Source organism: Frondihabitans sp. GW821-FHT04F02 (assembly GCF_059420045.1).
The window spans coordinates 772934-785448 of record NZ_JBWKSZ010000001.1 but is presented as its reverse complement, the minus strand read 5'-3'; the positions used below and the strand labels follow the sequence as shown (position 1 = coordinate 785448).

General features: G+C 72.5%; 11 protein-coding genes. 4 read left to right on the top strand and 7 right to left on the bottom strand.

Annotated features, from left to right (window positions below; all coding sequences use genetic code 11):
* Window positions 1-147: 147 nt before the first annotated feature.
* Both AC07TY_RS03685 and dinB read right to left on the bottom strand, forming a co-directional pair.
* Window positions 148-1932, bottom strand: a complete 1785-nt coding sequence (locus AC07TY_RS03685; RefSeq protein ID WP_494784553.1) for a DEAD/DEAH box helicase — start codon at window positions 1930-1932, stop codon at window positions 148-150.
* 104 nt (window positions 1933-2036) lie between these two features.
* The gene (gene dinB, locus AC07TY_RS03680; protein WP_494784359.1) at window positions 2037-3371 is read right to left on the bottom strand and encodes a DNA polymerase IV; all 1335 of its coding nucleotides are present in this window, start codon (window positions 3369-3371) and stop codon (window positions 2037-2039) included.
* Window positions 3372-3504: 133 nt separating this feature from the next.
* Between dinB and AC07TY_RS03675 the strand changes: the two genes are divergently transcribed.
* Window positions 3505-4461 carry an alpha/beta fold hydrolase gene (locus AC07TY_RS03675; RefSeq protein ID WP_494784358.1) on the top strand — a complete coding sequence of 319 codons (957 nt, stop codon included), beginning with the start codon at window positions 3505-3507 and terminating at the stop codon, window positions 4459-4461.
* Between the two features lie 212 nt (window positions 4462-4673).
* Here the strand turns inward: AC07TY_RS03675 and AC07TY_RS03670 are convergent, their stop codons facing one another.
* Window positions 4674-5900: an acyl-CoA dehydrogenase family protein gene (locus AC07TY_RS03670; protein WP_494784357.1), complete on the bottom strand. Its 1227-nt coding sequence runs from the start codon at window positions 5898-5900 to the stop codon at window positions 4674-4676.
* Between the two features lie 22 nt (window positions 5901-5922).
* Between AC07TY_RS03670 and AC07TY_RS03665 the strand changes: the two genes are divergently transcribed.
* The gene (locus AC07TY_RS03665) at window positions 5923-6720 is read left to right on the top strand and encodes an SGNH/GDSL hydrolase family protein (protein ID WP_123504500.1); all 798 of its coding nucleotides are present in this window, start codon (window positions 5923-5925) and stop codon (window positions 6718-6720) included.
* A gap of 26 nt (window positions 6721-6746) precedes the next feature.
* Here AC07TY_RS03665 and AC07TY_RS03660 read toward each other — a convergent pair whose 3' ends face one another.
* Together AC07TY_RS03660 and AC07TY_RS03655 are read right to left on the bottom strand one after the other, a co-directional pair.
* Entirely contained in the window at window positions 6747-7997 is a 1251-nt protein-coding gene (locus AC07TY_RS03660; protein ID WP_494784356.1) for a D-alanyl-D-alanine carboxypeptidase family protein, read from the bottom strand.
* Window positions 7994-8827, bottom strand: coding sequence for a TrmH family RNA methyltransferase (locus AC07TY_RS03655; protein WP_494784355.1), 834 nt, complete (start codon window positions 8825-8827; stop codon window positions 7994-7996). Before AC07TY_RS03655 ends, AC07TY_RS03660 begins: the two co-directional genes overlap by 4 nt.
* Before the next feature lie 118 nt (window positions 8828-8945).
* Here AC07TY_RS03655 and AC07TY_RS03650 point away from each other — a divergent pair, with 118 nt between their 5' ends.
* Together AC07TY_RS03650 and AC07TY_RS03645 are read left to right on the top strand one after the other, a co-directional pair.
* Entirely contained in the window at window positions 8946-9794 is an 849-nt protein-coding gene (locus tag AC07TY_RS03650; RefSeq protein WP_494784354.1) for a Sir2 family NAD-dependent protein deacetylase, read from the top strand.
* A 31-nt stretch (window positions 9795-9825) separates the two neighbouring features.
* Window positions 9826-10464: a histidine phosphatase family protein gene (locus AC07TY_RS03645; protein WP_123504504.1), complete on the top strand. Its 639-nt coding sequence runs from the start codon at window positions 9826-9828 to the stop codon at window positions 10462-10464.
* Here the strand turns inward: AC07TY_RS03645 and AC07TY_RS03640 are convergent.
* Together AC07TY_RS03640 and AC07TY_RS03635 are read right to left on the bottom strand one after the other, a co-directional pair.
* Window positions 10461-11519: a glycosyltransferase family 4 protein gene (locus AC07TY_RS03640; RefSeq protein WP_494784353.1), complete on the bottom strand. Its 1059-nt coding sequence runs from the start codon at window positions 11517-11519 to the stop codon at window positions 10461-10463. The genes AC07TY_RS03645 and AC07TY_RS03640 overlap by 4 nt on opposite strands.
* Complete coding sequence (locus tag AC07TY_RS03635; RefSeq protein ID WP_494784352.1) at window positions 11516-12448, bottom strand: alpha/beta fold hydrolase; 933 nt, start codon at window positions 12446-12448, stop codon at window positions 11516-11518. The genes AC07TY_RS03640 and AC07TY_RS03635 overlap by 4 nt, the downstream gene beginning before the upstream one ends.
* Window positions 12449-12515: the final 67 nt, after the last annotated feature.

Below are 12515 nucleotides of genomic sequence, written 5' to 3'. Positions count from 1 at the left end.
TTCGCAAGGACGCCTGGTGCGCCCACAAGGAGTTCGGCGGTGAGGTTCACGCCCCACAAGGAAGAGTCGCGTCGGGTGCCAACCCCACAAGGACGTCTACCGCAGGAGTCCTTGCGAGCGACGCGGGGCGCGCGCCCGGCGGCGGCGCTAGCGCCGGTTGCCGATGCGGCCGCGCAGCACGTCGATGCGCCGCTGGATCTGGTCGGTGCTGGCCTGCGCGACGGCGGGCCCGCCCGAGATGCGGCGGAGCTCGGCGTGGATGGCGCCGTGGGGCTCGTTGGAGTGGCGCGACCAGATCGAGACCAGGCGGCTCAGCTCCTGCCGCTGCTCCTTGATCGTCATGTAGAGAGGCCGAGCCTCTTCGACGGCCTGGGTCGGCAGGCCCGTCTTGGGCTGCTTCTTCGAGCGGCCGGCCTGCGTCACCTGGCGCTGGCGCAGGAGCTCGCGGACCTCGTCGGGCTCGAGCAGACCGGGCAGGCCGAGGAAGTCGAGCTCCTCGAGGCTGCCGACCTCGCTCGACTGGCCGAACTCGCCGCCGTCGTAGAGCACGCGGTCGAAGTTCGCCTGTGCGTCGAGGGCCTCGAACGGCTGCTGCTCGAGGAGGCTCGACGCCTTCTCCTCGCGGTTGGCCTCGGCGACCATGGCGTCTTCTTCGGAGGTGAAGATGCCGTCGTCGGAGTCGGTCGGGCGGTCGAGGGCGTGGTCGCGCTCGAGCTCGAGCGACCCGGCGAGGGCCATGAGGGACGGCACGCTCGGGAGGAAGATCGAGGCGGTCTCGCCGCGACGGCGGGCGCGGACGAAGCGGCCCACGGCCTGCGCGAAGAAGAGCGGCGTCGAGGCCGACGTGGCGTAGACGCCGACGGCGAGGCGCGGGACGTCGACGCCCTCGGACACCATCCGGACGGCCACCATCCAGCGCGACTCGCCGACGGAGAATGCGGCGATGCGGTCACTGGAGGCCTTCTCGTCCGAGAGCACGACGGTGGGGCGCTCCCCCGTCAGCTTCGTGAGGATCGATGCGTAGGCACGAGCGGCGGTCGTGTCGGTCGCGATGACGAGGCCACCGGCGTCGGCCACACCGCGCCGCACCTCGGTGAGCCTCTTGTCGGCCGCGCTCAGCACCGCGGCGATCCAGTCGCCCTGCGGCGACAGGGCGGTGCGCCAGGCCTGAGCGGTGATGTCCTTCGTCACGGCCTCGCCGAGGGTGGCGCTCATCTCGTCGCCCATGCGCGTGCGCCAGCGCATCGCACCGGCGTACGCCATGAACAGGACGGGGCGGACCACGCCGTCGGCGAGGGCGCGCCCATAGCCGTACGAGTAGTCGGACTGCGACGTGCGGATGCCGTGCTCGTCGGGCGCGTACTGCACGAACGGGATCGGCGCCGTGTCGGAGCGGAAGGGGGTGCCGGTGAGCGACAGGCGGCGGGTGGCCTTGCCGTACGCCTCGCGGATCCCGTCGCCCCAGGTCAGGGCGTCGCCGCCGTGGTGCACCTCGTCGAGGATCACGAGCGTGCGGCCGGCCTCGGTGATCGCCCTGTGCACCTCGGGCTTCATGCCGACCTGCGCGTAGGTGACTGCGACGCCGTGATAGTGCCTGCCGAAGGTGCCGTCGGCGTTCTTGAACATCGGATCGAGACGGAGGTTCACGCGGTCGGCGGCGTCGGCCCACTGGCGCTTGAGGTGCTCGGTCGGTGCGACCACGACGACCCGGTCGATGGCACCGCGCGAGAGCAGCTCGGTCGCGAGGCGGAGGGCGAAAGTGGTCTTGCCGGCGCCGGGTGTCGCAGCAGCGAGGAAGTCGCGGGGCTCGGCGGCGAAGTACTTCTCGAGGGCCTCGGCCTGCCAGGCGCGGAGCTTGCCGGCGGTGCCCCACGCCGCGCGCTCCGGGAAGGCGGGCGAGAGGTGCTCGGCGGCGCTGTTGCCGGCCACCACGCCGATGTCGAGCGCGGGCTCCACTTCGAGGGAGGGTTCGGCCGACCCACGGCCTTCGGGCCTGTCGGGGTCGAACGATTCGGCGATAGTCACTGCCACTGATTTTACTCGGCCCGAGGGCGCTGCTCGGACGCCGACGGCGCGTCAGGCTCGATCTCGACGCCGACGCGCGGCACCGGGCCGCCGCGCGAGATGCGGCGGGTCGAGTCGCCGAGCAGGCTGGCCGAGGTGATGCTCCCGGCGCCGAAGCGGGCCCGGAGGGCGTCCATGGTGGTCTCGGAGGCGCGCCAGTCGGCGTCGTCGTCCCACAGCCCGATCGACCCGGAGCCCGCGCCGCCGAAGCCGAGCTGCTCGACGCGCACGCCGATGAGACGGATCGGCGTGGCCTTGCGGCTGCCGGATGCGCTGTGGTCGGTCGCCTCGTAGATGCCCCAGGCCTCCTCGAAGATGCGTCGCCCGAGGTCGGTGGGCTCGGCGAGCGTCTTCGACCGGGTGATGGTCTCGAAATCGCCGAAGCGGAGCTTCAGCACGATCGTGCGGCCCGTGGCCCCGGCCGCCCGCAGTCGGCGGCCGACCTGATCGCTGAGCCGGAACACCTCACGCCGCAGCCGGTCGGTGTCGTCGACGTCGTTCTCGAACGTGACCTCGTGGCCGGCGCTCTTCTCCTCCGACGCCGTCGTGACGCGTCGCGGATCGCGCCCCCACGACAGGTCGTGGATCTTCTGGCCGCCGGCGATCCCGATCGCGCGCCGCAGCGTGTCGAGCGGCGCCTGCGCGACGTCGCCGATCGTGTTCAGGCCGTAGGTGCGCAGGGTCTCTTCGGTCTTGCCGCCGACACCCCAGAGCGCGCCGATCGGGCGCGGATGCAGGAACTCGAGGGTCTCACCGTGCGGCACGATCAGGAGCCCGTCGGGTTTCGCCACGCCCGACGCGAGCTTGGCGACGAACTTCGTCGAGGCGGCCCCGATACTGCAGTGGAGACCCGTCTCGGCGTGCACTCGTCGCCGCAGCTCCGTGGCGATGCGGAACGGCGAGCCCATCAGCCGGAGCGACCCGCCGATGTCGAGGAAGGCCTCGTCGATGCCGAGGCGCTCGACCAGGGGCGTGACGTCGTCGAACATCGACATGACCTGCGCCGAGAAGTGGCGGTACCTCTCGAAGTGCGGCTCGAGCACGACGGCCTGAGGGCACCGCCGCAGGGCGATGGCCATCGGCAGGGCCGAGTTGACGCCGAACTTGCGGGCCTCGTAGGTGGCGGCGGTGACGACCGAGCGCATCGAGCGATGACCGACGATGACCGGCTGCCCGCGCAGCTCGGGATGCTCGAGCAGCTCGACGGACGCGAAGAAGGCGTCCATGTCGACGTGCAGGATCGTGGCCGTGGCGTCGTCGGTCGGCTGCGCCGTCACCTGGCGGCCGCTGCCGTCCTGCTTGCTCACTCGCTGCCCTTCCGAGAGACCTCTCCGGACCCTCCAGAGAATGGTGTCACGACCCTCCGACACTCGGCGGTGTCCGACGATCGCCGCTCTCCGAGCCCTCGTGAAGGCGCCGACGGCGGCCTACGGTAGACGCGTGACGTATCCGCCGATCGAGCCGTTCGCGCACGGCCACCTGGTGATGGACGACGGGGCCGAGCTCTACTGGGAGGCGTCGGGCAACCGGGAGGGAGTTCCTGCGCTGTGGCTCCACGGCGGGCCCGGCGGCTCGCTCGGCCGGGGCGGCTACCGGCGGCACTTCGATCCGGAACGCTACTTCGTCGTGGGGATCGACCAGCGCGGGAGCGGGCGGAGCCGCCCGTGGGCGACGGAGGACCCCGAGTTCCTGCGCGCCATCACCACCGAGCGGATGATCGCCGACATCGAGGCGGTCCGGGAGGAGCTCGGATTCGACAGCTGGGTGGTCTCGGGCGTGTCGTGGGGCACGACGCTCGCTCTGGCGTACGCGCTGGCCCACCCGGCCGCCGTGCGCGCCCTGGCGCTCGTGGCGGTGACGACGACGAGCCGCGACGAGGTCGGCTGGATCACCGAGGGCGTGGGGCGGGTGTTCCCGGAGGCGTGGGACGACTTCGAGGCGGCCTCCGAGCGACGGCCCGGCGAGCGGCTGGTCGACGCGTACGCGCGGCGCCTGCGCGACGGCGACCCGGCCGATCGGGAGCGCGCGGCGTCGGCCTGGGACGCCTGGGAGAGCGTTCACGTGTCGCTCGACCACCCGGAGCTGCGCGGTGCGGGTCACGTGGATCCTGCGCAGAGGCTGGTCTTCTCGGCGCTGGTGACGCACTTCTGGTCGAACGACGCCTTCCTGCCGGGGTCGGCGGCGATCCTGGAGCGCGTCGGGGAGCTCGCCGGGATCCCGGCGGCGCTGATCCACGGGCGGCGAGACATCAGCGGTCCGGCGTCGACGGCCTGGCGGCTGCACCGGGCGTGGGCGGGGAGCGCGCTCACGATCGTGGAGGACGAGGCGCACGGCGGAGAGCGCGAGATGGCGGCGCTGGCCGCGGCGCTCGACGGGTTCGCGGGGCTGGCCGGCTGAGTCGTGCTGGCGGTGCTGAGTCGTGCTGGCGGTGCGGGGCGTCGGCGCGCTAGGCCCGCCGTATCGGCAGGCTCCCTCCGTTCGGGCGGCGGGTTTGTGCCGATCCGGCGGGCGTGGGCGCATTCGGCGCTGGACTCCGCGGAACGGCGCCAACCCCGCGGAACGGCGCCAACCCCTTGGAGTGGCGCAGGAGTGCGTCCGCGGCGGCGGGTCTAGCGCCCGTCCGCGGACCCGGCGTCCGGCCCGCCGCCCGCCGGCCCGCCGCCGCCCGCCGGCCCGCCCGCCGGCCCGCCCACCGGCCCCAGCCACCGGCTCGCCACCGTCGCGTGAGCGGAGTCGGTCGACGACGGGTGGAACCGCCCGGCCAGCACGTCGCGGTACAGCCGCCCGAGCTCCGTGTCGGCGCGGTACGACGAGCCGCCCGCCACGGTCACGGCCCGGTCGACGACGCGGGTCGCGGTCTCGGTGGCCCGGACCTTGAGGCCGACGAGACGCGGAAACCAGTCGGGGCCGTTGTCGACGAGGTCGTCGAGTTCCTGCGCGATGGTGTCGACCTGGGGCTCGAGCCCGTCGAGGTCGATGGCGGCGTCGGCGATGCGCCAGCGCACGACCGGGTCGGCGGCGGTCGACTCGCCCGTGCGTCGGGAGGTGCGGGCAGTGGCGGCCTCGACGGCGAGGTCGAGCGCGCGGCGGGCGATCCCCCGGTACACGGCGGCGACGAGGGTCTCGAAGGCGGCGAAGATGCCGAAGACGAGCGGGTCGGCCGAGGGCCCGACGGGCAGCACGCGCACGATCCGGGATGCGGGGACGTGCGCCCCCGTCAGGCGGGTGGTGTGGCTCTGGGTGGCGCGCATGCCGACGGTGTCCCAGTCGCCGAGCGACTCGTGGCCGCCGTCGTCGCGGCGCAGGAAGCCGTGGGCGATCTCGTCGGACGGCGTGCGCCCGAAGACGCCGAGGCGGGTCCACACCGGTGAGAGCGACGTGAAGATCTTGGTGCCGGTGTACCGGTAGCCACCCGCGCCGTCGGGTGCGGCCTCGGTCACGGAGTCGAACAGCACGAGGTCGTTGCCCGGCTCGCTGACGCCGAACGCGAAGACCTCCCCCGCGGCCGCGTCGTCGAGCACGAGCCGCAGCGAGTCGTCGCCGCGCGCTGAGAGCAGCGACGCCGTGACGGTCCAGACGAGGTGCATGTTGACGGCCAGCGCCGTAGCCGGGGCCGCCGTCGCCAGGCGTGACTGCAGCGCTGCGATCTGCCGCATGCCGAGCCCGAGCCCGCCCTGCGCCACCGGCACGGCCGCCCTGAGGTAGCCGAGCGCTGCGAGCTCGTCGAAGTCCTCCTGCGGAAACGCGTTGGCCGCGTCGTACCCGGCCGCCCGCGTGCGGAACCTCTCGAGCAGGTCGGCCGAGAGCAGGGGCGCAGGAACTTCCGTGGTCACCATTCCTCAAAGGTACGTTTGTTCCATGACACAAGCCCACCCGTGGTCCCGCTACGTCGCGATCGGCGACTCGTTCACCGAGGGCATCGGCGACCCCGATCCGACGTCGACCGGCGGCAATCGCGGCTGGGCCGACCGGGTGGCCGAGGTGCTCGCCTCGACGACCGACGGCTTCGCCTACGCCAACCTCGCGATCCGCGGCCGGCTCCTGCAGCAGATCATCGACGAGCAGGCGCAGGCCGCCCTCGACCTCCGCCCCGACCTGATCAGCGTGTCGGCGGGCGGCAACGACATCATCCGCCCCGGCACCGACCCCGACGAGGTCGCCGGCCGTCTGGAGGGACTCGTCGAGACGCTGTCGTCGCAGGGCGCCACCGTGGTGCTGTTCACCGGGCCCGACATCGGCGCGACGCCGGTGCTCGGCCGGATCCGGGGCAAGGTCGCGATCTACAACGAGAACGTGCAGGCCATCGCGCTGCGGCACGACGCGGTCGTCGCGAACATGTGGGCGATGCGCGACCTCGCCGACAGCCGCATGTGGGCGCCCGACCGTCTGCACTTCTCGCCGCTCGGCCACCACACGATCGCCCGCATGGTGCTGGCCGCGCTCGCCGTCGACAACGACCTCCTCGCGTCCGAGCTGCCCGCCGCCGAGCTCCGTCAGTGGCGGGAGGCGCGCCGCGAGGACATCGGCTGGGCGCGCGAGTACCTCGTGCCGTGGGTGCTGCGGCGGGTGCGCCACCAGTCGTCGGGCGACGGCCTGGGGCCGAAGCGGCCGGAGCCGATGTCCGTTCCGCCCTACGGCGCCGGGACGGAGTCGTAGCCGCTCAGCGGCAGATGCGATAGCGGCTAGAACACCGACGACGGGTTCGTCAGGCGCCACCACGCGTCGGGCTCGGTCATCGCCCGATCGAGCACGAGCGGCACGGTGGTGACCGACGAGCCGATCGTGACCCTGAGCGTCCCGACCTTCGAGCCGGCCGTGGCCTCCCCCACGGTGTCGAGCGCAGGAACGGCCTTCACGGTCGCCGACCCGTAGACGAGCTTCGACACCGTCTTCGCGGCGACAGCGTGGGCGTTCGAGCCCCACTCGGTGTCGTACGACCCGTACACGTCGTCGGCCGTCACCGCTGTGACGGTCTGGAAACCCGACTTGACGCTCGTCAGCAGCTTCGCCACGTCGACGTCGAGCGAGTCGTGGTCGACCCCGCCCAGCATGACGCCGACCACCGTCACGGTGTGGCCGAGCACCTTCTCTCTCGTGGCGAACAGGAGACAGGCCCCCGCCTCGTCGAGGGTGCCGGTCTTGATTCCGACGACGTCGTCGATGCCGAGCAGCTTGTTCGAGTTCTCGACCGTGCCGACGACGGGGATGTCGACCGACTTCGTCGACACGATGGACGCGATGTCGGGGTTGGCGAGCGCGAGCTTGCCGAGCTTCACGAGGTCGGTCGCCGTCGACCGGTTGGCCGCGTTCAGCCCGGTCGGCTCGACGAGCGTCGTGTGGTTCAGCCCGTGCTCCTTCAGCCAGGCCTTCGCCGCCGTGACGTAGGCCTGGTTCGAGCCGAACGCCCAGTAGGCGAGCGCGCTGGCGTAGTTGTTGGCCGACTTGATCAGCGCGACCTGGAGGGTCTGCTTCTCGGTGAGCGTGAGACCGGCGGGCATGGCGGCGACCTCGCCGTCCTGCGCCAGATAGGTGTCGTACAGCGCCCGGTCGGACGCCGTGAACGTGATGTCCGGCCCCGAGCCGCCGTCGAGCGGCTTCTTCGAGAGCACGACGAGCGCGGTCACGATCTTCGAGATCGACGCGATCGAGCGCGGCTTCGAGTCGCCCGAGGTCGTCAGGCTGTCGTCGAACCCGACGGCCTCGACCGCCGTGGCCCCGTAGTCGGGGAAGCGGAGCGAGAGCGCCTTCTCGGTGGGCGCGGTGTACTTCGCGACCTCGGCCGACGCGGGTGCGATGGGGGCGAGGAGGGAGGCGGGAACGTAGACGCCGACGGCGATGACGGCGGCGACGACGACGACGGCGGCGATCCGCCGACGGACGGCGCCGGGGCGGCGCGCGCTGCCGCGACCGCGGGCCGAGCGGCGGGCGCTCACTGAGCGGCCTCTGCGCCACCCGAGCCCGGAGAGACGCGCAGCGACCACAGCACGACGGCCGACGCCGCCGCCACGTTCAGACTGTCCACGCCGTGCAGCATCGGGATCGTCACGACCGTGTCGGCCGCCTCGAGCGCCCGGTGCGAGAGGCCGTCGCCCTCGGTGCCGAACAGCATGGCGATCTTGTCGGGCGGGTCGGCCGCGTAGGCGTCGAGCGTCACCGCGTCGTCGCGGAGCGCGAGCGCGGCGATGTCGAAGCCGGCAGCGCGCAGGAACTCCGCGCCCTCCGGCCAGTCGGGCAGCCGAGTCCACGGAACCTGCAACACCGTGCCCATGGACACGCGCACGCTGCGGCGGTACAGCGGGTCGGCCGAGCGCGGCGTCACCAGCACGGCATCGGCTCCGAGGCCCGCCACCGCCCGGAAGATCGCGCCCACGTTGGTGTGGTCGACGATGTCTTCGAGCACGACCACGCGGCGGGCGCCGTCGAGCACCGACTCGACGCTGGGCAGCTCGGGGCGGTGCATGGCCGCGAGGGCGCCGCGGTGTAGGTGGTACCCGGTGAGCTCTTCGAGCACGTCGGCCTCGCCGACGAAGATCTGGCCGTCGTACTGGTCGACGAGGGGCTCGATGTCGGCCAGCCACTTCTCGCTCAGCAGCACGGAGCGCGGCACGTGGCCGGCGTCGAGCGCTCGCCGGATCACCTTCGACGACTCGGCGATGTAGAGCCCGCCCTCCGGCTCCGTCTTGCGGCGGAGCGCGACGTCGGTGAGGCGGGAGTAGTCGGCGAGCTCGTCGCGGTCGAGGTCGGTGATGCGGGTGATGCGCACGGAGGGCTCCAAGGCGGGGCGCCACCGCAAGCCGGGAGCTCGCGGAAACAAAACGGTAAAGGTTCCCGTTTAGGCTAACGTCACCCGCCTCGCAAAGAGATGTACCAGGAGCCCCCCCATGGCGCTAGCCACCGCACCGGCCGACAGCACCGGCACGCTCGACGCGGCGGTCCGCGCGCTCGCGGGGCGGAAGCTGGCGGTCCTCACCGGGGCGGGCGTCTCGACCGACTCCGGCATCCCCGACTACCGGGGCGAGGGCGCCCCCGTCCGCAACCCGATGACGTTCCAGCAGTTCACCTCGGGCGGCCCCGACTTCCAGAAGCGCTACTGGGCCGGCAGCCATCTGGGCTACCGTCACTTCGCCACGGCCGCGCCCAACGAGGGGCACCGCGCCCTCGCCGCCCTCGAGGCCGCCGGCATCTCCAACGGCGTCGTGACGCAGAACGTCGACGGCCTGCACCTGCGGGCCGGCTCGTCGCGCGTCGTCGACCTGCACGGCACCGTCGACCGCGTCGTCTGCCTCACCTGCGGCCAGTTCTTCGCGCGGGGCGACATCGCCGAGCGCATGGCGGCCGCGAACCCCTGGCTCGACCGCCCCGACGAGGTCCGCCTGAATCCCGACGGAGACGTCGATGTGACCGACATCGCCGGCTTCAGCGTGCCCCAGTGCACCGTGTGCGGCGGCGTGCTGAAGCCCGACGTGGTCTTCTTCGGCGAGTTCGTGCCGGTGGAGCGCTTCGCCGAGGCGCGCGCCATGGTGCAGTCGGCCGAGGCGCTCGTCGTCGCCGGCTCGTCGTTGGTCGTGAACTCCGGCATCCGCCTCCTCGAGACGGCGCTCCGCAAGAAGCTGCCCGTCGTCATCATCAACCGCGGGGTGACGAAAGGCGACTCGCGCGCCGCCGTTAAGCTGAACGCCGGCACGTCGGAGTCCCTGACGGCCCTTGCCGAACGGCTCGCCGCCGCGTGAACCCGCGGTCGGCGCCCCTCTGGAGGACGACATGACCCGGCTGTACCTGGTGCGACACGGCGAGACCGACTGGAACGCCGCCCGGCGAATCCAGGGATCGACCGACATCCCCCTGAACGACCGGGGCCGCTCGCAGGCCGCGGCCGCCGCCGAGCTGCTGGCCCGTCGCCGCTTCGACGCCGTCGTCGCGAGCCCCCTGAGCCGCGCGTTCGAGACCGGCGCCATCATCGCCTCCCGGCTCGGGCTCGACGAGCCCGCCGTCGACCCGCAGGTCGTCGAGCGCAGCTACGGCCAGGCCGAGGGCCTCACCTTCGAGGAGGTCGAGGCGCGGTTCCCCGACGGCGTCGCCGTGCCCGGGCGGGAGAGCCGCACGGCCGTGCTGCAGCGGGTGGAGGCGGCGCTGCTCGCCATCGCCGAGGAGCGCCCCGGCCAGTCCGTCGTGGTCGCGACCCACGGCGCCGTGATCCGCGGCATCGTGAACCACGTCGCGCCCGAGACCGACGCCAACGCGGGAGTGCCCATCCGCAACGGGTCCATCCACTCGTTCGAGGTCGTCGACGGCGCCCTCGCGCTCGTGGCCTTCGACGATCCGATCGAGGTCGAGTCGGAGGCGCCGGGCCGCTACTCGTTCGACTACCAGAACGCGCTCGAGGGGCGCGGCGACGCCTAGCGCCCCACCCGCTCCAGCACGTCGAGCAGAGCCGCGGCCGACGACGCCCAGCTGTAGTGCGACGCCTGGGCGAGCCCGGCGGCCGAGCGCCGCTCCCACTCCCCCGGCTCCTCCAGTCGGCGCACGGCCGCGGCGATCGACGCCGGCGACTCCGGGTCGAAGTACAGCGCCGCGTCGCCCCCGATCTCGCGGAAGATCGGGATGTCGCTGACCACGGCCGGCGTGCCGAGCGCCATGCCCTCGATCACCGGGATGCCGAACCCCTCGGCCTTCGACGCAGTGACGACGGCCGTCGCGCCGAGCAGCGTGTCGCGGTACTCCTCGTCGCTCGCACCGCCGTGGAAGACCAGAGACCCCTCGGGAGCCGAGGCCTCGAGGGCGAGGCGCTCGGCGTCCGAGACCCGGCTCATGAGGTGGAGGCGGTAGTCGGCGAGCAGGCTCAGCGCGCGGGCGAGCGCGACGACGTTCTTGTACGGCATGAAGGAGCCCATGTACACGAGGTCGCGGGTGGGCGGCGAGTTCCTGCGCCCGGGCTCCTGCGGATCGGCCGCGTTCGCGACCACGGTCACGGGCCGGCGGGTGAGGCGGTGGTCGGCCATCTCGCGGGCCGTCGTCTCGCTGACCGTCACGACGGCGTCGGCGCTGTTGAGCAGCAGGCGCTGAGGCCACCAGGCGAGGTGGTAGAGGCGCCAGAGCAGGCGGATGGGCGCTGCGAACTCGGGCGGCGGCGTGCGGTTCGTGTAGTAGATCAGGTCGTGCAGCGTCTTCACGAGCCGGTAGCGGCGGCCGAGCGTGCCCATGGTCTGCATCGGGGTCCAGACGACGTCGGGGCGCAGTCGGTTCACCTGGAGCGCCACGAGCGGCTCGAGGGGGCTGGTCGGCGCCGACACCAGCGCGTGCGGAGCGTCGGGGAGCTTGTCGAGCTGGCGGCGGTCGCTCACGAGCATCGTCACGTCGTGGAGCTCGGCGAGCTCGCCGACGACGCCCGCCGTGAAGCGGCTGATGCCGTCGTGGCGTCCGGTGCGCACGTATCGGCAGTCGACGACGATCCTCACGACGCGGGCCCGAGCGTCGCCAGGAAGTCGGTGATCATCGCCGCCGCCTCGCGGGGCTTCTCGTAGTGGATCAGGTGGCCGACGCCGTGGATGACGTCGAGCTGCGCGTCGGCGAAGAGGCCCTGGAGCTCGTACTGCGCCGGGAGGGCGGTGATGTCGTCGCGGTCGGCGGCGATCAGCAGCGCAGGAACTCGGATCTGCCGCGCATACGTCGACACATCGCTCGACACGGAGGCCTTGAACGCGTCGAGCACGACCTTCCGCGACGCGAACCACGAGAAGTAGGTGTCGTGCTGATCGTGCACCCAGGCGCGCAAGGTCTTCGACCGGGTCTTGACCATCGCGAGGCTCGCGACGCGGGTGACGGCGCGCAGCCTCAGGACCGGGCTGCCGATCGACTCGGGAAGACCGGCGCCCGCCCAGTAGTAGAACACCGCGAGGCGCGTGAGCACGCCGCGCGGGCCCGACAGCGCCGGGGCGGCGATCGGATTGACCAGGATCAGCGCGCGCACGTCGAGGCCCGAGGCGACGGCCGCGCTCGTCACGATCGACCCGAACGAGTGGCCCAGCACGACGGTGTCGGCACCCTGGCCGATCGCGGCGAGGAACCCGCGGAGCCACTCGGCGTAGACGGCGGTGCTGTGCTCGCGGCCCGGGAGGGGCGCGGACTCGCCGAAGCCGGGGAGGTCGGGAGAGATCACGCGGACCGCGCCCGAGTGGACGCCGTCGAGGAAGGCGACCACCGGCTCGAGACCGTGGTGCTCGCCGCGGAAGCCGTGGACGGCGACGATCGTCGTGGGGGCGTCGTCGCGGCCGTACACCCAGTAGCGCGCCGCGGCGCCGAGCACGCGGGCCTCGAGGCGCACGGTGGGGATGCTCGCGAGCTCATCGGCGTACGGCGAGGCGACGGACGGCACAGGCGTGATCATCCGACCAGTGTAGGGACGGCCGTCCGGCCAATCTGGGCGACGCCCGGCACCCTCGTCATAGAGTGGG

Bases quoted from the DNA above. Each gene is read 5' to 3' on its own strand.
- AC07TY_RS03645 (WP_123504504.1), top strand. From the start codon at position 9,826: ATGACCCGGCTGTACCTGGTGCGACACGGCGAGACCGACTGGAACGCC.
- AC07TY_RS03665 (WP_123504500.1), top strand. From the start codon at position 5,923: ATGACACAAGCCCACCCGTGGTCCCGCTACGTCGCGATCGGCGACTCG.
- AC07TY_RS03635 (WP_494784352.1), bottom strand. From the start codon at position 12,448: ATGATCACGCCTGTGCCGTCCGTCGCCTCGCCGTACGCCGATGAGCTC.
- AC07TY_RS03670 (WP_494784357.1), bottom strand. From the start codon at position 5,900: ATGGTGACCACGGAAGTTCCTGCGCCCCTGCTCTCGGCCGACCTGCTC.
- AC07TY_RS03650 (WP_494784354.1), top strand. From the start codon at position 8,946: ATGGCGCTAGCCACCGCACCGGCCGACAGCACCGGCACGCTCGACGCG.